We start from the raw sequence: 20,920 nt of genomic DNA, 5'->3' as shown, positions 1-20,920 counted from the left end.
CATGCGCAGCTACCTGCTCCGGCGGCTGCCGTCCGCCCTCCTCGTCCTGGTCGCCGCCTCCTTCGTCATCTTCACCATCCTCAGGCTGGTGCCCGGCGACCCCGCCACCGCGCTCGCCGGACCCGACGCGGACACGGCGACCGTCGCCGCGATCCGCGAACGGCTCGGCCTCGACGCGCCCCTGCTCTCCCAGTACGCCCACTGGATCGGCTCGCTCCTCAAGGGCGACCTCGGACCCTCGTACGCGATCGGCGGACAGACCGCCGACCTCATCGGCGACGGGCTCGGCGCCACCACCGAACTCACCGTCGCCGCCCTCCTGTTCGTGATCGTGCTCGGTACGGCCTTCGGCGTCATCGGGGCCACCTCGCGCAACCGGTGGCTGAGCGCCGCCGTGCGCGTGATCACCACCGCAGCCCTGGCCGTGCCGCCCTTCGTCAGCGGCGTGCTGCTCGTCCTGGTCTTCGCCGTGGCGCTCCCCGTACTGCCGCCCGGCGGCCGGGTCGCCTTCCTGACCGCCCCGGACCTCGCCGCCCAGTACCTCGTACTGCCGGCGCTCTGCCTGGCGCTCCCGAGCGCCGCGGTGCTCGGCCGCTACCTCAAGGACGGCATCGAACGCGGCCTCGCCGAGGACTACATCCGCACCGCCACCGCCGCCGGCATCGCCCCGCGCCGCCTGCTGTGGCGCCACACCCTGCCCAACGCCCTGCCGCCCGTCGTCACCCTGCTCGGCATGCAGGTCGGGAACCTACTCGGCGGGGCCGTCCTGGTCGAGGCGATCTTCGCCTGGCCCGGCCTCGGACAACTCGCCGAACAGGGCCTGCAGCGCCGCGACTACCCGGTCGTCCAGGACCTGCTGCTGCTCCTGGTCGCCGTCTTCGTCCTCGTCCAGCTGCTCACCGACCTCGTGTACGCCTGGCTCGACCCCCGGATCAGGTGGGAGTAACCCTGATGACCCAGACGACCGACCTCCTCGCCGCCGCGCCGCCCCCGGCCGCCCGCAAGCCGCGCGCCACGGCCCGCCCCCGCCACCCCTACCGCACCGCCCTGTCCACCGCCCGCGCCCGCACCGGCCTCGTCCTCGTCGGCGTGGTGGTCCTCGCCGGACTCCTTGCACCACTGCTCGCCGGACACGGGCCCACCGACCAGAGCGGCCAGAGCCTCGCCGGACCCGGGACAGCCGGACACCTCCTGGGCACCGACGACCTCGGGCGCGACCTGCTCAGCCGGGTGCTGTACGGCATCCGCACCGACCTCACCATCATCACGATCGCCGTGCCCGCCGGTGCCGCCCTCGGCTGCCTGCTCGCCCTGGCCGCCGCCGCACACCCGGTCGCCGACACCGTCGTCCAGCGCGTCTTCGACCTGCTCCTCGCGTTCCCCGGGCTGATCCTGGCGCTCGCCGTCACCGCGATCCTCGGCCCCGGACGCGTACCCGTCGTGCTCGTCATCGCCCTCGCCGAGGTCCCCGTCTTCGGCCGACTGCTGCGCAGCGGTGTCCTCGTCCAGCGGGAACGCGAGTACGTCACGGCCGCCCGGGTCGGCGGCGGTTCAAGCAGCCGGGTGCTGGTCCGGCACATCCTGCCCAACGCGGCCGACCCGCTCGTCGTGCAGATCGCCGTCTCGCTGACCGTCGCCGTCTTCATCGAGGGCGCGATGAGCTTCCTCGGCGTCGGCGTCCGGCCGCCCGAACCCACCCTCGGCGCCGTGCTCGGCCAGTCCATGCCCTATCTCGCCCAGTCCCCGCACTTCGCCGCGGGGCCCCTGATCACCGTGACCGCGCTCGTCCTCGGACTCTCGCTCATCGCCGAGGCGCTCAACCGGGAGATACGCCGATGACCGCCCCCGAGCTGCTGGAAGTCCGAGACCTCGGCGTCGAGTTCACCGCCCCCGACGGTTCACCGCTGCGCGCCGTGCGCGGGGTCTCCTTCACCCTGCGCCGGGGCGAGACCCTGGCCGTCGTCGGCGAGTCCGGGTCCGGCAAGTCGACCACCGCGCTCGCCCTCAACCGCATGCTGCCCGGCACCGGCCGCATCACCACCGGCACGGTCCGCCTGGACGGCCGCGACCTGGCCGCCGCCGACGAGGCCGAACTGCGCGCGGTGCGCGGCGCCCGCATCGGCATGGTCTTCCAGGACCCGATGACCGCCCTCAACCCCGTCCTCACGGCCGGCCGCCACATCGACGAGGCCCTCCGCGCCCACGGCAACCACGACAAGGCCGCCCGCCGCGCCCGTACCGTCGAACTCCTGGACCGGGTCGGCATCCCCGACCCGCACCGGCGCGCCGACGACCACCCGCACCAGTTCTCCGGCGGCCAGCGCCAGCGCATCCTCATCGCCATGGCCCTCGCCGGCGAACCCGACGTCCTCCTCGCCGACGAGCCGACCACCGCACTCGACGCCACCGTCCAGGACCAGATCCTCACCCTGCTCGGCGACCTCAACCGCGAGACCGGCACCGCCCTCGTCCTCATCACCCACAACATGGGCGTCGTCGCCCGCGCCTGCGAACGGGTCCTCGTCATGTACGGCGGCACCGTGGTTGAGGACGGGCCCACCGCCGAAGTCCTCACCCGCCCCCGCCACCCGTACACCGCCGGACTCCTGGCCGCCGTGCCGCGCCTCGCCACCCCGGCCGGGACCCGGCTCACCGGCATCCCCGGCAGCCCGCCCGACCTCACCCTCCTCGGGGACGGCTGCGGCTTCGCCGACCGCTGCACCCTCGTCGAGGACCGCTGCCGCACGCAGACCCCGCCGCTCACACGGGTGGCCGAAGGCGTACGGGTGGCCTGCCTCCCCGCCGCCGGACGGACCGAACCCCTGCCCGCCCCGGCCCCGCCCGCCCGCATCGACCGCTCCGAGCCCGGCGCGGTCGTCCTGGAGGCGGACGGCCTCACCAAGACGTACGGGGGACGCGGCGCCCGGCGACGCGGGGAGCCCGCGCTCGACGGGGTGTCGCTCACGCTCAGGGAGGGCGAGACGCTGGGCATCGTCGGCGAGTCCGGCTCCGGCAAGTCCACCCTGGCCCGGGTCCTCGCCCACGCCCACACCGCCGACGGCGGCACCCTGCGGCTGCGCGGCGACGACATCACCCGGCCCTCGCGCCGGGCCCTGCACGCGGTGCGCCGCCAGGTCCAGATGGTGTTCCAGGACCCCTACGCCTCGCTCAACCCGCGCATGACGGTGGGCGAGATCGTCGCCGAACCCCTCGTCGCGTTCGGCATCGGGGACCGCGACGCGCGCCGGGAACGGGTGGCGGAGCTCCTCGAACTGGCGGGCCTGGACCCGGCCGTGGCCGGACGCCACCCGCGCTCCTTCTCGGGCGGCCAGCGCCAGCGCATCGGCATCGCCCGCGCGCTCGCCCCCGCGCCGTCCGTCCTCATCTGCGACGAACCCGTCTCCGCGCTCGACGTGTCCGTCCAGGCCCAGATCACCGGCCTCCTCACGGACCTCCAGCGCGACCTGGGCCTCTCCCTCGTCTTCATCGCCCACGACCTCGCGGTCGTCCGGCAGATCAGCCACCGCATCGCCGTCATGCACCGGGGCCGGATCGTGGAGACCGGCACCGCCGACGAGGTGTGCGAGTACCCCCGCGACCCGTACACCCGCGCCCTGCTCGCCGCCGCGCCCGAGCCCGTACCCCCGGCGGCCCGGACCGAGCACGCCGAGAAGACGGGAGCCCTCGCATGACCCACCCCAGCCCGCCGCCCACCCCGACCCGTGACGGAGCCACCCGCCGATGACCACCAGCACCCGCCGCGACCCCTACGACGGCTTCCCCGGCCGCATCGGCCGCACCTTCGCCGCCTCCGAACCGGCCTGGCCGGCGCCCCGGACACCGGGGGAGAAGGCCCCGAACATCGTCGTCGTGCTCGTGGACGACATGGGCTACAGCGACATCGGCCCGTTCGGCTCCGAGATCCCCACCCCCGTCCTCGACACCCTCGCCGAGGACGGCGTACGGCTCAGCAACTACCACACCATGCCGCTGTGCTCCCCGGCGCGCGCCGCCCTGCTCACCGGCCTCAACCCACACCGCGTCGGCTACGCCATGGTCGCCAACTCCGACCCGGGCTTCCCCGGTTACGGCATGGAGATCGCCGACGACATCCCCACCCTCGCCGAACTCCTCCACGACTCCGGCTACGCCACCTACGCCGTCGGCAAATGGCACCTCGTCCGTGACTCCGCCTCCAACGCCGCCGACGACCGCGACAACTGGCCGCTGCGCAAGGGCTTCGACCAGTACTACGGCGTCCTGGAAGGGCTCACCAGCCTCTTCCACCCGCACCAACTCGTGCGCGACAACAGCCCGCTGGACATCGACGAGTTCCCGGACGACTACTACTACACGGACGACATCACCGACCAGGCCATCTCCATGGTGAAGTCGCTGCGCGCCCACGACCCGGACAAACCCTTCTTCCTCTACCTGGCGCACAACGCCGTCCACGGCCCGCTCCAGGCCAAGGAGGAGGACATCGCCCGCCACCGGGGCCGCTACGACGAGGGCTGGGACGCGCTGCGCGAACGCCGCTTCGCCGCGCAGATCGCCGACGGCCTCTTCCCGCCCGGCACCGAACTCCCCGCACGCAACAGCGAGGCCGGGCAGGACGTGCCCGCGTGGGACAGCCTCACCGAGGAGCAACAGCGCCTGTACGCGCGCTACATGGAGGTGTACGCGGCGCTGGTCGACAACATCGACCAGAACCTCGGCCGGCTCACCGCCACCCTCGAAGCCCTCGGTGAGCTCGACAACACCATCATCGTCTTCACCTCCGACAACGGAGGCACCGGCGAGGGCGGCGCCGAGGGCACCCGCTCCTACTTCAGCCGCTTCGTCCACCACCCCGCCCTGCCCGAGGACTGGACCCCCGACGTCGACCGCGACCCCGAGCTGATCGGCGGCCCGCGCAGCCTGGTGCACTACCCGCGGGGCTGGGGCATGGCCTCCAACACCCCGTTCCGGCTCTACAAGGGGCACACGTACGCGGGCGGGGTGCGGGTCCCCTTCGTCCTGTCCTGGACGAGGGGCGCCCGCGAGGGCCGCCTCACCCCGGGCACACGCCCGCAGTACCAGTACGTCACCGACATCGCCCCGACCCTCCTCGAACTCGCCGGCCTGGAACGGCCGGAGCGCCGACGCGGGGTCCCGCTCCAGGAACCGGACGGCGTCACCTTCGCCCCCGTACTCGCCGACCCGGAACACCTCTCCACCCACCCCGAGCAGTACTGCGAGATGACCGGCAACCGCAGCTACTACCGCGACGGCCGCAAACTCGTCACCCTGCACCGCCCCGGCACCCCCTACGACGACTCCGAGTGGGCCCTCTACGACATCAGGACCGACCCGACCGAGATCCACGACCTGGCCGCCGAACACCCCGGCCTCGTCAAGGAACTCTCGGCGGCCTGGGAGAAGGCCGCCTGGCGCAACGGCGTCTTCCCGCTCCCCGACGGCAGCGGCGCCCTGGCCCGCCGAAACCCCGCCGAACAGCGCCTGACGCGCCCCCTGACCCTGCTGCCCGGCACCCCCGAACTGGAGCGCTACCGCTCCTCCCGGCTGGTCTCGCTGCGCTCCTTCGAGATCACCGTCGCGATCGAGGAGACGGGCGAGGGCGTCCTCGTCTCGCACGGCGACCAGGGCGGCGGCTACAGCCTGTACGTGGAGAACGGCCACCTGCACTTCGCGTACAACGAATACGGCGTCCTCCACGAGACGGACGCGGGCCCGCTCGCACCGGGTGAGCACACCGTCCGTGTCGTGGCCACCGCCGAGCGCGGCCTGCGCTGGAGCTTCCGCATCGAGGCCGACGGCGAAACCCGGGCCACCCCGCCCAGCGTCCACCAGCTCATCGGCATGGCCCCCTTCCAGGGCATCAGCATCGGCGTGGACCGCAAATCCCCCATCTCCTGGCCCCTCTACGAACGCCACCGCTCCTTCCCGTACGAAGGCCGCCTGCGCGCGGTGACGTACACCCCGGGAGACCCGGGCCCGGACTCCCCGGAGGCGGTGGCGCAGGCGCTCAAGGAGGCAGCAGCGGCGTTCGAATAGTCCGCCACTTCCAGCCGATCTCTCCCACCCAGCCCCCAGAGATCGATTGGCGACGACCCTCACCCAGGTCTAACGTCGGGGGAGTGAACGACCACGTTCACTCCCCGCACACCAGCGGCACCGAACCCATGACCGGCTCCCACGCGACACCCGCGCAGGCCACCGCAACCCCCCGGAGGGACCGCGGCGGCACCATAGCCCTGCTGGTCATCTGCTCGTGCCAACTGATGGTGGTCCTCGACATCACCATCGTGAACATCGCTCTGCCACACATCCAGACATCCCTCGGTTTCTCCACCGAGAACCTTTCGTGGGTGATCAACGCCTACACCCTCACCTTCGGCGGCCTGCTGCTGCTCGGCGGGCGGATCGGCGACATCCTGGGGCGGCGCCGGGTCTTCATGGCTGGCGTCGCCCTCTTCGTCATCGCCTCCCTGCTCGGCGGACTCGCCCAGGAATCCTGGCAGCTGCTCGCCGCCCGCTCCCTCCAGGGCGTCGGCGGCGCGATCGCGTCGCCGACCGCGCTCGCCCTGATCACGACGACGTTCCACGAAGGCCCCGCACGCAACAGGGCGTTCGGGGTGTTCGCGGCCGTATCGGCGGGCGGCAGCGCCATCGGACTGCTCGCGGGAGGCGTGCTGGTCGAGTGGCTGGACTGGCGGTGGATCTTCTTCGTCAACGTGCCCATCGGCGCACTGATCGTGCTGGCGACCCGCCGCTACATCCAGGAGTCCGAACGCCACCCCGGCCACTTCGACATCCTCGGCGCCCTCACGGCGACGCTGGGCATGGTGAGCCTCGTCTACGGGTTCATCCGCGCCTCCGAGGAGGGCTGGAGCGACACCCTCACCCTGCTCGCGTTCGCCGCGGCGGTCGTGCTGCTCGGCCTGTTCATCGTCAACGAGAGCCGGTCCCGGCAGCCGATCACCCCGCTGTGGATGTTCCGCGACCGCAACCGCGCCGGCACCTACGGGATCATGCTGAGCCTCGCGGCGGCGATGTTCGGGATGTTCTTCTTCCTGACCCTGTTCGTGCAGAACATCCTCGGCTTCAGCCCGCTGCGCACGGGGCTCGCCTTCCTGCCGGTCAGCGTCATCATCGCGATCGGCGCCGGATTCACCTCGAAGCTGCTGCCGAAGTTCGGACCCAAGCCCTTCATGGTGACGGGTGCGGTTCTCGCGGCGATCGGGCTCGGCTGGCTCACGCAGACCGATGTCCACAGCTCGTACCTGGGCAGTCTGCTGGGCCCGGTGCTGGTGTTCGGACTCGGCATGGGCCTGCAGTTCGTCTCGCTGACGCTGATGGCCCTCTCCGGCGTCGCGCCCCACGAGTCGGGCGCGGCCTCCGGAATCCTCAACACCACGCAGCAGGTGGGCGGATCGCTGGGCCTGTCCATCCTGGTCACCGTCTTCGGTACGGCCAGCCGCAACGAGGCGACCGACCAGGTGCCCAAGTTCATGGCCGAGGCGACACCGGCGCAGCTCGCCCAGTTCCGTAAGACGGGGCAGCTCCCCAGCCCCTGGGGCGACCAGGTCCTGGCATCGGGCGTCTCCACCTCGTTCCTGGCCGCAGCGGCCTTCGCCGTCGCCGCCGCCCTGATCGCGCTGTTCGTCATCCAGGTCCGCCCCTCGGACCTGGAACGGCTGCGCGGAAGCGGCAGCGGAAGCGGCGGACCGGGCGCCTGAGCACCCAGCCGACCGCTCCCGCCCGACCGCTCCCGCGACGGGTCAGCCCTTGACGGTGAAGCCCGCCCGCAGCAGGTCGTCGTCGCGCGACGACGGGCCGACCAGCAGCTCGAAGGCCCCCTGCTCCACGACCCGCCGGCCCTCGGCGTCCACCAGGGCGCACGCGGCCACCGGCAGCTCGATCGTCACCTCGCGCGACTCGCCCGGGGCCAGCTGGACCTGCCGGTAGGTCTTCAGCTCCTTCTCCGCCCACGTCACGGACGTCACCAGGTCACTCACGTACGCCTGTACGGTCTCCAGCGCGAGGCGTCCGCCGGTGTTGCTCACGGTGACGCGTGCCCGCAGCGTGTCGCCCGCGCCCAGGACGTCGGTCAGGACCTCCAGGTCCGAGTAGGCGACGGTCGTGTAGCTCAGGCCCTCGCCGAAGGCGAACGCCGGCCGCTGCGTCAGGTCCGCGTACCGCGAACCGTGCTGGCCGCGCAGCTGGTTGTAGTACGTGGGCTGCTGCCCGGCGTGGCGAGCGAAGGACACGGGCAGCCGGCCGGACGGCTCCACGAGGCCGAGGACCAGCTCGGCCACCGCACGGCCGCCCTGCATACCCGGGTTGAAGGCGTAGACGATCGCCGCCGCGCGGTACGCGGACGGCGGCAGCACCAGCGGCTTGGAGGCGATGACCACCACGGTGAACGGCTTGCCGGTCGCGGCGAGCGCGTCCAGCAGCGCGATCTGGCCGCCGATCAGCTCCAGGGTCGCGGTCGAGCACCCCTCACCGATCAGCTCGACGCGGTCGCCCACCACGGCGACGACATGGTCGGCGGCCTCGGCGGCGGCGACCGCCTCCGCGATCAGCTCCTCGGACGGCTCGCAGGGGACGACGATCTCGGGGCGCGGCTGGCCGTCCGGGAAGAACGCGCCCTCCGGGTCCGGGCCCACCGTCAGGATGTCGGCGCCGCGCGCGTGGGTGACCGTCCAGCCGGCGGGCACATGCTCCCGGAAGCCGTCGAGGACGGTACGGATCATGGCGCGCGGATGGCCGTCCGGCAGCCAGTCCGCCTGACCGGATGAGCCCGCCCAGTCCCCGAGCTGGGTCTGCGCGTCATCGGCGTTGGGACCGATCACGGCGACCGTACGCGGCGCCGCGCCGGCCTCCGCGACCGCCCGGCCGTCCGCCCCGGCCTCGAAGCCGCCGTCCAGGGGCAGGGTGCCGTCGTTGGCCAGCAGGACCAGCGAACGGCGGCCCGCCTCAAGGTTCAGCTCGGTGTGCCCGGCGCTCCCGATGACCGCCTGCTGCTGGGCCCGGTCGGGGTGGCGCGGGTTCTCGAAGAGGCCCAGCTCGAACTTGAGCGTGAGGATGCGCGCGACCGCCGCGTCGATGTCCGACTCGGCGAGCCGCCCGGTCGCAACGGCCTGCTGCGCGCCCTCGAAGAAGTCGGGCGTGGTCATCACCATGTCGTTGCCGGCCCGGACCGCGGCGGCGGCCGCCTGGGTGTGGTCGGCGTACACCTTCTGCTCCCACACCATGCGCCCGACGTTGTCCCAGTCGGTCACCAGCGTGCCGGTGTAGCCCCACTCGCCGCGCAGCACCTCGTTGAGCAGCCAGTTGTTGACGGTGACGGGGACGCCGTCCATCGACTGGTAGCCCAGCATGAACGTACGGCAGCCCTCCTTGGCGACCCGCTCGAACGGCGGCAGGAACCAGGAACGCAGCTTGCGGCGCGAGATGTCGGCCTCGCTCGCGTCCCGGCCGCCCTGGGTCTCGGAGTAGCCCGCGAAGTGCTTGGCGCACGCCAGGATCGCCGTCGGGTCGTCCAGCCCCTCGCCCTGGTAGCCGCGCACCATCGCCGAGGCCAGCTCGCCGATGAGGAACGGGTCCTCGCCGAACGTCTCGCTGACCCGGCCCCAGCGCAGGTCCCGGGTGATGCACAGCACCGGCGAGAACGTCCAGTGCACGCCGGTCGCGGCCACCTCGACGGCGGTCGCCCGCGCCACGCGCTCCAGCAGGTCCGGGTCCCAGCTCGCCGCCATCGCCAGCTGCGTCGGGAAGATGGTGGCGCCCTCCCAGAACGAGTGCCCGTGGATGCAGTCCTCGGCCACCAGGAGCGGGATGCCCAGCCGGGTGCGCCGGGTCAGCTCGGCGGCCTCCAGGACGCGTTCGGGCGAGGCGTGCAGGATCGAGCCCGCGTGCATGTCCTCGATATGCTGCCGCACCCCGTCCTTGCCGTTCAGCTGGAGCATCTGGCCGACCTTCTCGGGCAGCGTCATCCGGCCCAGCAGGTCGGAGACACGCTCCGGAATGGACAGGCGGGGGTCGAGATAGGGCAGGGAGGAGCCCACGGGATTTCCTTTCACGACGTCGGCGACGTTCTCATCGTTCGATACGCGGAGGCTGTGCGCTCCGGGCACCACCGTACGCCGAATACCGACCTAGTGGTAAGTAAGTAGGATGCAAACATACGCAGCGGTGCCTGCCGAGACGACCGGGGAGCGTGGAGAGTGACCGGCGACGAGCGGCGCGGATACGCGAAGGGCCGGGCCAAACGCGGGCAGATCCTCGACCAGGCCATGGCCATGTTCGGCGAGGCCGGGTACCGGGGCGCCTCGCTGCGGGTGATCGCCACCCGCTGCGGCATCTCACATCCCGGACTGCTGCACCACTTCCCGACCAAGGAATCCCTGCTGCTCGCCGTCCTGGAACACCGCGACGCGGTGGACGACCAGTGGCTGGAAGCGGGCCGCCCCACCGGCGTCGACCGGCTGCGCCGGCTGGTCGGCCTCGCGGCGCTCAACGCGGAGCGGCGCGGCATAGTCGAGCTGTTCTGCGTCCTGTCCGCCGAGGCCACCTCGGCGGACCACCCGGCCCACGCCTACTTCGTGGAGCGGTACCGCTGCTCGGTCCGGTCCACGGCCGTCTCGTACACCGAGGCGCGCGAGAAGGGCGTGCTGCGCGAGGACATCGACCCGCGCGAGGCGGCTCAGCAGCTCATCGCGCTGATGGACGGACTCCAGACCCAATGGCTGCTCAGCAACGGTGAGACGGATATGGCCGGAGTGCTGTACGCGCATGTACAGGCGCAGTTGACCGTGCCGTTCTGAGCGCGGGCGACCGGCGTCGTGAGACGGCTGCCCCGCACCTCTTTACGGGCTTGTCATGTGCCGGTAACTTCCGTTCTGCAAGAGATTGCAGCAACATTCCGGCTTGATTTACAAGCTCGCTCGGACCTTGAGGCGCGTCAGGGTCTCCGGCGGGACGGCACGGGCCCCACCTCCCGTGCCTCGGACGCCACGGCTTCGCCGCCGCCGTGGCCCTTCCCTGGAGACACCATGAAACGCAACGCCCACCGGCCGCTGAGACGCGCCCTGGCTGCCGCCGCTGCCGCCGCCGCGGTGTGCGGGCTGCTCACCGTACTGCCGGACACCGGCCTCGACGCACAGCCCGTCGCGGCCTCCGACGCGACGACCACCGTCTTCTACTACACCAAGACCAAGAACTGGGCCGCCTACAACCTGCATTACGCCCCCGATGGCGGCACGTGGACCTCCGTGCCCGGGGTGGCCATGGAGGCCGCCTGCACCGACTGGGTCAAGAAGACCGTCCCCCTCTCCGGTGCCGAGGGCATCCAGGCGACCTTCAACAACGGCTCGGGCGTCTGGGACAACAACGGGGGCAAGAACTACGACCTGGGCAGCGGGAGCATCACCGTCAAGGACGGGGTCGTCGCCCACAGCGACCCGTGCGCGGACAGCGGTGACCCCGATCCGAGCCCCACCCCGGCCGACGAGGCGCACACCGCCTCGGTGTACTACTCCACCGCCACCGTAGGCTGGACGACCACCAACCTCCACTACCAGCCCACCGGCGGCGCCTGGACGGCCGTGCCCGGCGTCGGCATGGAGCCCGCCTGCACCGGCTGGGTGAAGAGGACGGTCGACCTCGGCGCCGCGACCTCGATGAAGGCCGCGTTCAACAACGGCAACGGGGTCTGGGACAACAACAACGGCGGCGACTACACGATCCCGGCCGGCCTCAGCACCGTGAAGGACCGCGCGGTCGTCAAGGACGCCGAGGACCCGTGCGCCGCCGAACCCGCCGACACCGAAGCGCCCACCGTGCCGAGCGGAGTGACGGCGAAGGCCGACGGCGTCGCGGTCGTCCTCAGCTGGGAACCCGCCACGGACAACAACAAGGTGACGAAATATCAGGTCACCCGCACGGGCGGCACCAAGGGCGGCGTCGTCACCGATGTGACCTCCACCGTGCTCTCCGAATCGGGCCTGGAGGAGCACACCGCCTACACCTACACCGTCAAGGCGGTCGACGCGGCGGGCAACACCTCCGCCGCCTCCGCGCCCGCGAGGGCGACCACCGGCGACAAGCCTCCGGCGGCGGCCCAGGGCACACCACTCGGCACCGACCCCCGCGAGGACCCGATCTACTTCGTCCTCACCGCCCGCTTCAACGACGGTGACACGAGCAACAACCGGGGCGGCAGCCAGGACGTCAAGTCCGGCAACGCGGCCAACAACGACCCCATGTTCCGAGGGGACTTCAAGGGTCTGGTCAACAAACTCGACTACATCAAGGGGCTCGGCTTCTCGGCCATCTGGATCACCCCGGTCGTCCTGAACCGGTCCGACTACGACTACCACGGCTACCACGGATACGACTTCTACAAGGTCGACCCCCGCCTGGAGTCCGCCGGAGCCTCCTACCAGGACCTCATCAACGCCGCCCACGCCAAGGGCATCAAGATCTACCAGGACGTCGTCTACAACCACTCCTCGCGCTGGGGCGCCAAGGGCCTGTTCACGCCGACCGTCTACGGCGTCCGCGACACGCAGTGGAGCTGGTACTACGACGAGAAGAACGAGGGCTTCGAGTACGACGGACTCACCGTCGAGCCCAAGAGCGGCAAGTCCTACTACAACGGCGACATGTGGTCCACCGCCGAGCCCGCCGGCAACACCTGTCTCAACTGGGGCAAGCCCACCGGCGCCAAGTCCGCCGAGGGCTACACCATCTACAACTGCCAGTGGCCCAACCCCACATCGGGGATGTTCCCGAAGGAGTACTACCACACCTGCTGGCTCGGCAACTGGGAGGGCGAGGACTCCCGCTCCTGCTGGCTGCACGAGGACCTGGCCGACTTCAACACCGAGTCCGCACCGGTGCAGAACTACCTGATCGGCGCCTACGACAAGTACATCGACATGGGCGTGGACGGTTTCCGTATCGACACCGCTGTGCACATCCCGCGCACCACCTGGAACCGCCGCTTCCTGCCCGCGATCCAGGAGCGGGTCACCCAGCGCTTCGGCGCCGAGGCCGCGAAGAACTTCCTCGTCTTCGGCGAGGTCGGCGCGTTCGTCAACGACAAGTGGAACCGCGGCTCGGTCAACCACTCGGCGCAGTTCTTCACCTGGAAGGAACGCAAGGAGTACGACGCCGACGACGCCAAGGCCGCGCTGGAGATGTACGACTACGAGGAGCAGCTCGGCACCGGAAACCAGCCGGTCTCCACCAACGCGTTCCTGGACGGCAACAGCTACCACACCCCGGACCACAGCCAGTTCTCCGGCATGAACATCATCGACATGCGCATGCACATGAACTTCGGTGACGCCACCAACGCGTTCAACAACGGCAAGGACTCCGACGACTCCACCAACGACGCCACCTACAACGTCGTCTACGTCGACAGCCACGACTACGGGCCCAACAAGAGCAGCGAACGCTACGCGGGCGGCACCGACGCCTGGGCCGAGAACATGTCCCTGATGTGGACGTTCCGCGGCATCCCGACCCTCTACTACGGATCGGAGATCGAGTTCCAGGCCGGCAAGAAGATCGACTGCGGCCCCACCTGCCCCCTGGCCACCACCGGCCGGGCCTACTACGGCGACCACCTCGCGGGCAACGTCACCTCCTCGGCGTTCTCCCAGGTCGACTCCGCGTCCGGTGAGGTCGCGAACACCCTGGCCCAGCCCCTGGTGAAGCACCTCCAGCGGCTCAACCAGATCCGCCGGGCGGTGCCGGCCCTCCAGATGGGCCAGTACTCCACGGAGGGCATCACGGGCCAGATGGCGTACAAGCGCCGCTACACCAGCGGTGCGACCGACAGCTTCGCCCTGGTCACCGTCACGGGCGGCGCCTCGTACACCGGCATCCCCAACGGCACCTACAAGGACGCCGTCACCGGTGACACCCGGGTCGTCAGCGACGGAAAGCTGACCGTCGACGCCCCGGGCAAGGGCAACATGCGCGTGTACGTGCTCAACGGCCCCGGAAAGATCGGCACCGCGGGCCCCTACCTGAAGTGACCCGTCCGGGTGGGTGCCCCGGCAGCCGGGGCACCCACCCGTCTCACGCCCCCAGCAGCTCCGCCCGGCCGATCATGGCCGTCGAGCCCGGAGCCGTACACGCGAAGGCACCCGATACCGCCCCCAGCCGGGCGCACTCCGCCGGCTCACGTCCGTCGAGCCGGCCGTACAGGAAACCGGTGACGAACGCGTCGCCCGCCCCGTTGCTGTCCACCACCGGAGCCGGCGGCACCACCGCCGGGATGTGCACCGGTTCGTCGCCGCCGTCGCGCGTGAGGAGGTACGCCCCCTCCGCCCCCGCTGTGGCCACCACGGCCCCGGCCCGGCCCTCGCGCAGGATCTCCCGCATCAGCGCGGGCGCGCGCTCCCCGGTCGTCGCCGCGCTGAAGAACACCAGATCGGACCGGAGCGCGAACTCCCGCTGGTGCGCGTTCAGCCCGTCCCAGTCGTGCAGATCCGTGGAGACCGCCACCCCCAGCGCCTCGATGTCGTCGTACAGGAACCGGGCGAAGTGCGTGATCGACAGATGCACATGGCGGGCCCGGCGCAGATGGGGCAGATAGAACTCCCGCGGCATCCGCAGGTCCTCCGGGTCCCGGGCGTCGTAGAACGACATCCGCCGGCCCGTCGCGTCCACGAGGTTCACCGCGCGCCGGGTCCCGGCCGGGGAGATCACCGCGTGGAACTCCACATCGCCCTTCGCCAGGCGCTCGCGCACCTGTGTACCGATCCAGTCGTCGCCGACGCAGTCCAGGAACGCCACGTCGAGCCCCAGCGCGCGGGCGCCGAGCGCCACATTGCCACCGGTCTGGCCGGGCCACTCCTGGATCGGGCCGACCATCACCGCGTCGGCCAGGGGAACCGGCAGGGCGTCGACGCGGACGATCGTGTCCACCCCGCTGCCGCCGACCACCACGATGTCGTATTCCGTTGGCTGTTGGACCACTGAGCCCCCTCTCGCGTACCCGCCGCGCCCAGTATCGCCCACCCGCCCGGCCGCTCGACGCGCGCCCGGGACACCCCCTGGCTAGGCTCGACCGGGGGCCGACGACCTGTTCCATGGAGGCTCACGCCATGATGCTGTTGCCCGAACCGCGCGATATCCCGCCGCGCCTCGCCACCGGCGCCTTCATCCTCAACTCCGGCCTCGGCAAGCTCAAGGCCGACGAGGGGACCGCCCAGGGGCTGCACGGTATGGCCAGCAACGCCTATCCGTTCCTCGGCAAGCTGGAACCCGCCCGGTTCACCCGGTTGCTCGCCTGGTCCGAGATCGCGGTCGGTACCACCCTGCTGGTCCCGTTCGTGCCGACCCGGCTCGCCGGGCTCGCCCTCACCGGGTTCTCCGGCGGCCTCTTCGGCCTCTATCTGCGGACCCCCGGCATGCGGGAGCCCGGCAGTCTGCGGCCGACGCAGGACGGCATCGCGCTCGCCAAGGACTCCTGGATGCTGGGCATCGGCCTGGGCTTCCTCGGCGCCGGCGGCTACCGCGCCCGCGCCACCGCGAAGTGCCGCATCCGGCGCAGGTGCGCGCACTGACCCCGCGCCGCCGTCACGCGTGGACCCGGGCCATCAGCAGCGCCACGTCGTCGTGGCCGTCCGGGTCCCGCAGCTCGCGAAGCAGCCGGTCGCACGTCGCGTCGAGCGAGGCGTCCGGAGTACGCAACAGCCCCAGCAGCGTCGCCAGGCGGCTGTCGATGTCGTCGTCCCGGGTCTCCACCAGGCCGTCCGTGTAGAGGACCAGCCGGTCGCCCGGGCCCAGCGGCACCGTGACATCGCTGAACGGCACCCCGCCCACCCCCAGCGGCGCCCCGGCCGGCAGGTCCAGGAGCACCGGCTCACCACCCTCCGGGATCAGCACCGGCGGCAGATGCCCGGCCGTGGACACCCGGCACCGCCCGGCGCCCGGGTCGTACGCGGCGTAGACACAGGTGGCGAACCACGGGTCGAGACCGGCGGTGATCTCGTCCAGGTGCCGCAGCACCTCGGCGGGCTCCAGGGAGAGCCGGGACAGGGTCTGCGTCGCGGTGCGCAGCCGGCCCATCGTGGTGGCCGCGTTGATCCCGCTGCCCATCACATCGCCCACCACCAGGGCGGTCCCGTCGTCGCGCAGCCCGATCACGTCGAACCAGTCACCGCCGACCTCGTACCGCGAGGCGGCCGGGCGGTACCGGGACACCACGTCCAGGCCCACCGGGTCGTGATGGTTGCGCGGCAGCATGCTGCGCTGAAGGGTCAGCGCGGTCTCCTGCTGCTGGCGGTAGAGGCGGGCGTTGTCGATGCCGACCGCGGCCCGGGCCGCCAGCTCGGAGGCCAGCGCCTCGTCCTCCTCGGTGAACGGCAGCGGGTTGTCCGTCCGGATCAGGTCGATCGCCCCCAGCACCTCGCCCCGCGCGATCAGCGGCACCGCCAGATACGAGTGCGCACCGGCCTCGGCGAGCAGGGCGGCCGACCGCTCGTCCCGGGCCACCCGCGCCAGCGTCACCGCGTCGAGGTGCGGCACCCGCACCGGCCGGGCCGTCCGCACACACCGGGTGACCAGGCGGTCGGCGCCGTAGCGGGCGGCCCGGCCCGGCGGATCCGCCGCCTCCACCACGGGCGTCGGCCGGGCCGCGACCACGGCGAGGGCCTGGATCAGGAGCGGACCGTCCGCCGGCCCGGGGCGCCCCTTCAGGACGCTGTCCAGCACGTCCACCGCGGCGACGTCGGCGAGCTGCGGCACGGTGACCTCGGCCAGCTCCAGGGCCGTCTGCTCCAGGTCGAGCGTGGTCCCGATGCGCACCGAGGCGTCCGCGATCAGCGCGAGGTGCTGCCGGGCCCGCTCCGCCTCGGCCGCCGCGCGGTACCGGTCGGTGACATCGATCAGCGATACGGCGATGCCCAGCACCCGCCCCGCGGAGTCCTCCAGCCGGTACAGCGACACCGACCAGGCACGGTCGCTGTCCGGTGCGGCGGGGGAGCGGCCGACCACCTGGCGCGACACCTGCGGGACACCGCTGTCCAGGACCTCCCGCGCGGCCGTCGCCAGGCCCTCCGGGCCCAGGAACGACAGCGCCTCGTCGATCGGCCGCCCCAGGTGCTCGGCGGCGTACATGCCGTCCATCCGTTCCAGCGCCGCGTTCGCGGACATGAAGCGCAGATCCGGGTCCAGCACCGCGAGGCCGATCGGCGACTGGTCGACCAGGCCCACCGACAGCGCGAGATCCCGCTCCACCCGGCGCAGCACATCCCCGTCGGCCGCAAGACCCAGCGCGTAGAAGCCACCCCGGTCGTCCTGCAACCGCATGTTGCGGAACTCCAGCAGCCGGGTGGTGCCGTCCTTGTGCCGTACGGGGAAGACCCCGGCCCATGCCTCGCCGCTGCTCATCACCTCGCCGAACAGGCGCAGCACCAGCTCGAAGTGCTCCTCGTCGACCAGCACCTGGGCGGCGAACTCGCCCAGCGCCTCCTCGGCGGAGTACCCCAGGAGCCGCTCGGCCTGCGGGCTCCACAGGACGATGCGGCCCTGGGTGTCCAGGACGAGCGCGGCGACCCCGAGGACGTCGAGCAGACCGCTCTCGGACGACCGGCGCGCGCCCGCGCGGCGGGCCTCGCCCCAGCCGATCCGCATGTCATCAGTGCCGCCCACGGACGATCCTTCCCAGCCGTCACCGTGCCCGACGCAGGCCCGCCGTCTCCCATGATCGCCCCTCAGCCGCCGCCCCCGCAGCTTCGCGGGACGTGAAGAGGACGCGAAGGAAGGGGCCGACGGGGTTTCGCGGGTGAAATGGCGGTCACCCGCAGCGTACCGAGGCAAACGCGACGCACACGACCGTCAGGAGTGAGAGTCCATGGAGAACTGGCGCATGCACGCGGCCTGCCGCGACGAGGACCCGGACCTGTTCTTCCCCATCGGAAGCACCGGCCCGGCGCTCGTCCAGGTCGAGGAGGCCAAGGCGGTGTGCCGGCACTGCCCCGTACAGCAGGAATGCCTGCGGTGGGCCCTGGAGAACAACCAGGACGCCGGGGTGTGGGGCGGGCTCGGCGAGAACGAGCGCCGCGCCCTGAAGCGCCGCAACCGGCAGCGGACGCAACGCTCCGGATAGGGCAGGATGAAGCATGGACACCAAGGCTTGGATCATCGTCGGCGCGGCCCTCGCGCTGCTCATGCTGGCCGTCGCCGGCGTCCTCCTGGTGCGGGTCCTGAAGGCCAGGAAGCTGCTGGTGGACGCCGGTGTCCCGCTGCGCAACAAGGCGCTCGTCTGGGCGGCGGTGCTGTACACCGTCTCGCCGGTCGACCTGCTGCCGGACCCGGTCTACCTCGATGACATCGGGTTCCTCCTGCTGGCCCTGCGCTCGCTGCACGCGGCGGCGCGGGCCGCAGGGGTGGGCGGCCGCCCCGAGCACCACCCCGTCGAGACCGGGCGGAACCTCGTTCCGTAACCCCTTGAGCACATTTCCGTGAACCCGGCGTGTCCTGATCGTTGACAGCCGGACGAGTACACGTCACTCTCCTGGGAGAGCGCTCTCCCAACCCACCGCGGGATCCCCGTCCCGCACTCTTCCGCCAGGAGAGAATGTGCACAGAGCCGGTTCAGCCCTGCCCGCGAGACCCCGCGCGGGCACGCTGCTGATCACCCTTCTCGCCCTCGTCGCCTCGTCGCTGGTCATGCTGACCGCGCCGGGCGCCCGGGCCGCGGAATCCCTTTTGTCGCAGGGGAAGACCGCCACCGCGTCCTCGTCCGAGGGCGCCGGATACGCGGCCTCGGCCGCCGTGGACGGCAACCTCACCGGCACCCGCTGGGCCAGCCAGTGGAGCGACCCCCAGTGGCTCCAGGTGGACCTGGGCGCCAAGGCCGACCTCAGCAGGGTCGTCCTGACCTGGGAGTCCGCCTTCGGCAAGGCGTACGAGATCCAGGCTTCCGACAACGGCTCCGACTGGCGCACCCTGAAGACCGTCACCAACGGCGACGGCGGCACCGACGACCTCGCGGTCAGCGGGTCCGGCCGCTACGTCAGGATGCACGGCACCGCCCGCGCCGGCGGCTACGGCTACTCCCTGTGGGAGTTCCAGGTGTACGGCACCACCGGCTCCACGAACCCCGACCCCGGCACCGGCGGAGCCGTCCGCGTCACCGGTTCGCAGGGCAACTGGCAGCTCACCGTCGACGGCAAGCCGTACCAGGTCAAGGGACTGACCTGGGGCCCGTCCGTCAACGACGCGGCACGCTACATGCCCGACCTGAAGTCCATGGGCGTCAACACCATCCGCACCTGGGGCACCGACGGCACCTCCAAGCCGCTGCTCGACGCGGCGGCGGCCAACGGCATCCGCGTGGTCAGCGGTTTCTGGCTGCAGCCCGGCGGCGGTCCGGGCAGCGGCGGCTGCGTCAACTACCTGACCGACGACGCCTACAAGTCCTCGTCGCTGACCGAGTTCGCCAAGTGGGTGGACACGTACAAGAGCCACCCCGGTGTGCTCATGTGGAACGTGGGCAACGAGTCGGTGCTCGGCCTCCAGAACTGCTACAGCGGTGACGAGCTGGAGAAGCAGCGCAACGCCTACACCAGCTTCGTCAACGACGTCGCGAAGAAGATCCACACCATCGACCCGGACCACCCGGTGACGTCCACCGACGCCTGGACCGGTGCCTGGCCCTACTACAAGCGCAACGCCCCCGACCTGGACCTCTACTCGATGAACTCCTACGGAGACATCTGCTCGGTCCGCACCGCCTGGGAGTCCGGCGGCTACACCAAGCCCTACATCATCACCGAGGGCGGCCCGGCCGGTGAGTGGGAGGTCCCGGACGACGCCAACGGCATTCCGGACGAGCCCACCGACGTACAGAAGGCCGAGGGGTACACCAAGGCGTGGAACTGCGTCACCGGCCACCAGGGTGTCGCGCTGGGCGCCACCTTCTTCCACTACGGCACCGAGCACGACTTCGGCGGCGTCTGGTTCAACGTGGTGCCGGACGGCAAGAAGCGGCTCTCCTACTACGCGCTGAAGAAGGCGTACAGCGGCTCCACCGCCGGTGACAACACCCCGCCCGTCATCAGCAACATGACGGTGCAGAACGCCGGCGGCGCCCCCGCGGGCAAGGAGTTCACCGTCCGGGCCGACGTCCGGGACCCGGACAACGACCCGGTCACGTACAAGATCTACCTGAGCGGCAACTACGCGACCGGCGACAAGGCCCTGGTGGAGGCCGCCTGGCGGTCCACCGGCAACGGCACCTTCGCGGTGACCGCGCCCGCGCGGCTCGGTGTGTGGAAGGTGTACATCCAGGCCGAGGACGGTCACGGCAACGCCGGCATCGAGACCAAGTCGGTGAAGGTCGTGGTGCCCCCGGTCAGCGGCACCAACATCGCGCTCGGCCGCCCGGCCACCGCCTCCTCCGCCCAGGCCGGCAGCAGCGGCTGCCCCTGCACCGCGGCGATGGCGGTCGACGGACGCCTCGACACCCGGTGGGCCAGTGACTGGAGCGACCCGCAGTCCATCCAGGTCGACCTGGGCGAGCGGAAGTCGTTCCGCCACCTCCAGCTGGTGTGGGACCCGGCGTACGCCAAGTCCTACGAGGTGCTGGTCTCGGACGACGGCAACTCCTGGCGGTCGGTGTACACCACGACCACCGGTGACGGGGACGCCGACGACCTCGACCTCGCGCAGACCGCCCGCTATGTGAAGCTCAACCTCACCCAGCGGGGCACGGCGTGGGGCTACTCCCTCTGGGAGTTCGGCATCTACAGCTGACGACCGGGCGGGGCCCCGCGGGGGGCCGCCCCCCCCGGGCCCGCCCCCGCGCGGGGGGGGGGGCGCCCCGGGGGACGCGAACCGCCCAGGGTGTAACCAAGAACGTCAACCACCAACAGAACCAAGG

General features: G+C 71.4%; 14 protein-coding genes. 11 read left to right on the top strand and 3 right to left on the bottom strand.

The features are described 5' to 3' along the window. Position 1 precedes the first annotated feature (1 nt). From ACIQZN_RS19300 to ACIQZN_RS19280, 5 genes are all read left to right on the top strand, one after another. A complete protein-coding gene (locus ACIQZN_RS19300) occupies positions 2 to 946 on the top strand; it encodes an ABC transporter permease (RefSeq protein WP_403994942.1) in 945 nt (314 codons plus the stop codon). Positions 947 to 951: 5 nt separating this feature from the next. Next, on the top strand, positions 952 to 1,839 hold the full coding sequence (locus ACIQZN_RS19295; RefSeq protein WP_403994939.1) for an ABC transporter permease: 888 nt from the start codon (positions 952 to 954) through the stop codon (positions 1,837 to 1,839). After that, positions 1,836 to 3,692, top strand: coding sequence for a dipeptide ABC transporter ATP-binding protein (locus tag ACIQZN_RS19290; RefSeq protein ID WP_403994936.1), 1,857 nt, complete (start codon positions 1,836 to 1,838; stop codon positions 3,690 to 3,692). Before ACIQZN_RS19295 ends, ACIQZN_RS19290 begins: the two co-directional genes overlap by 4 nt. Positions 3,693 to 3,741: 49 nt before the next feature. Beyond that, on the top strand, positions 3,742 to 6,057 hold the full coding sequence (locus tag ACIQZN_RS19285) for an arylsulfatase (RefSeq protein WP_403994933.1): 2,316 nt from the start codon (positions 3,742 to 3,744) through the stop codon (positions 6,055 to 6,057). 128 nt (positions 6,058 to 6,185) lie between these two features. After that, complete coding sequence (locus ACIQZN_RS19280) at positions 6,186 to 7,742, top strand: MFS transporter (protein WP_403995134.1); 1,557 nt, start codon at positions 6,186 to 6,188, stop codon at positions 7,740 to 7,742. A gap of 42 nt (positions 7,743 to 7,784) precedes the next feature. On the opposite strand, the gene ACIQZN_RS19275 is transcribed toward ACIQZN_RS19280, so the two are convergent. After that, positions 7,785 to 10,076: a glycoside hydrolase family 3 N-terminal domain-containing protein gene (locus tag ACIQZN_RS19275; protein ID WP_403994930.1), complete on the bottom strand. Its 2,292-nt coding sequence runs from the start codon at positions 10,074 to 10,076 to the stop codon at positions 7,785 to 7,787. Between the two features lie 159 nt (positions 10,077 to 10,235). Between ACIQZN_RS19275 and ACIQZN_RS19270 the strand changes: the two genes are divergently transcribed. Together ACIQZN_RS19270 and ACIQZN_RS19265 are read left to right on the top strand one after the other, a co-directional pair. After that, positions 10,236 to 10,835 carry a TetR/AcrR family transcriptional regulator gene (locus ACIQZN_RS19270; RefSeq protein ID WP_403994927.1) on the top strand — a complete coding sequence of 200 codons (600 nt, stop codon included), beginning with the start codon at positions 10,236 to 10,238 and terminating at the stop codon, positions 10,833 to 10,835. A 228-nt stretch (positions 10,836 to 11,063) separates the two neighbouring features. Then, positions 11,064 to 14,060 carry a carbohydrate binding domain-containing protein gene (locus ACIQZN_RS19265; protein ID WP_403994924.1) on the top strand — a complete coding sequence of 999 codons (2,997 nt, stop codon included), beginning with the start codon at positions 11,064 to 11,066 and terminating at the stop codon, positions 14,058 to 14,060. 43 nt (positions 14,061 to 14,103) lie between these two features. Here ACIQZN_RS19265 and ACIQZN_RS19260 read toward each other — a convergent pair whose 3' ends face one another. After that, on the bottom strand, positions 14,104 to 14,976 hold the full coding sequence (locus tag ACIQZN_RS19260) for a carbohydrate kinase family protein (RefSeq protein ID WP_403995131.1): 873 nt from the start codon (positions 14,974 to 14,976) through the stop codon (positions 14,104 to 14,106). 158 nt (positions 14,977 to 15,134) lie between these two features. On the opposite strand from ACIQZN_RS19260, the gene ACIQZN_RS19255 reads away from it, so the two are divergent. After that, on the top strand, positions 15,135 to 15,596 hold the full coding sequence (locus ACIQZN_RS19255) for a hypothetical protein (RefSeq protein ID WP_403994921.1): 462 nt from the start codon (positions 15,135 to 15,137) through the stop codon (positions 15,594 to 15,596). A 13-nt stretch (positions 15,597 to 15,609) separates the two neighbouring features. On the opposite strand, the gene ACIQZN_RS19250 is transcribed toward ACIQZN_RS19255, so the two are convergent. Then, complete coding sequence (locus ACIQZN_RS19250; RefSeq protein ID WP_403995128.1) at positions 15,610 to 17,667, bottom strand: SpoIIE family protein phosphatase; 2,058 nt, start codon at positions 17,665 to 17,667, stop codon at positions 15,610 to 15,612. Positions 17,668 to 17,887: 220 nt separating this feature from the next. On the opposite strand from ACIQZN_RS19250, the gene ACIQZN_RS19245 reads away from it, so the two are divergent. The 3 genes from ACIQZN_RS19245 (at position 17,888) to ACIQZN_RS19235 (ending at position 20,793) form a co-directional block, all read left to right on the top strand. Then, a complete protein-coding gene (locus ACIQZN_RS19245; protein ID WP_403994918.1) occupies positions 17,888 to 18,142 on the top strand; it encodes a WhiB family transcriptional regulator in 255 nt (84 codons plus the stop codon). A 13-nt stretch (positions 18,143 to 18,155) separates the two neighbouring features. Continuing rightward, the gene (locus ACIQZN_RS19240) at positions 18,156 to 18,479 is read left to right on the top strand and encodes a YkvA family protein (RefSeq protein ID WP_403994915.1); all 324 of its coding nucleotides are present in this window, start codon (positions 18,156 to 18,158) and stop codon (positions 18,477 to 18,479) included. A gap of 136 nt (positions 18,480 to 18,615) precedes the next feature. Then, the gene (locus ACIQZN_RS19235; protein WP_403994912.1) at positions 18,616 to 20,793 is read left to right on the top strand and encodes a discoidin domain-containing protein; all 2,178 of its coding nucleotides are present in this window, start codon (positions 18,616 to 18,618) and stop codon (positions 20,791 to 20,793) included. Positions 20,794 to 20,920: the final 127 nt, after the last annotated feature.

This window comes from Streptomyces sp. NPDC097595 (assembly GCF_044761525.1).
Lineage (GTDB): Bacteria > Actinomycetota > Actinomycetes > Streptomycetales > Streptomycetaceae > Streptomyces > Streptomyces drozdowiczii_A.
This window is presented reverse-complemented; position numbering and strand designations above follow the sequence as displayed.

Coding starts and splice junctions, on each gene's coding strand:
- ACIQZN_RS19300 (WP_403994942.1), top strand. CDS start 2: ATGCGCAGCTACCTGCTCCGGCGGCTGCCGTCCGCCCTCCTCGTCCTG.
- ACIQZN_RS19240 (WP_403994915.1), top strand. CDS start 18,156: ATGGACACCAAGGCTTGGATCATCGTCGGCGCGGCCCTCGCGCTGCTC.
- ACIQZN_RS19290 (WP_403994936.1), top strand. CDS start 1,836: ATGACCGCCCCCGAGCTGCTGGAAGTCCGAGACCTCGGCGTCGAGTTC.
- ACIQZN_RS19280 (WP_403995134.1), top strand. CDS start 6,186: ATGACCGGCTCCCACGCGACACCCGCGCAGGCCACCGCAACCCCCCGG.
- ACIQZN_RS19265 (WP_403994924.1), top strand. CDS start 11,064: ATGAAACGCAACGCCCACCGGCCGCTGAGACGCGCCCTGGCTGCCGCC.
- ACIQZN_RS19250 (WP_403995128.1), bottom strand. CDS start 17,667: ATGCGGATCGGCTGGGGCGAGGCCCGCCGCGCGGGCGCGCGCCGGTCG.
- ACIQZN_RS19295 (WP_403994939.1), top strand. CDS start 952: ATGACCCAGACGACCGACCTCCTCGCCGCCGCGCCGCCCCCGGCCGCC.
- ACIQZN_RS19245 (WP_403994918.1), top strand. CDS start 17,888: ATGGAGAACTGGCGCATGCACGCGGCCTGCCGCGACGAGGACCCGGAC.
- ACIQZN_RS19285 (WP_403994933.1), top strand. CDS start 3,742: ATGACCACCAGCACCCGCCGCGACCCCTACGACGGCTTCCCCGGCCGC.
- ACIQZN_RS19255 (WP_403994921.1), top strand. CDS start 15,135: ATGATGCTGTTGCCCGAACCGCGCGATATCCCGCCGCGCCTCGCCACC.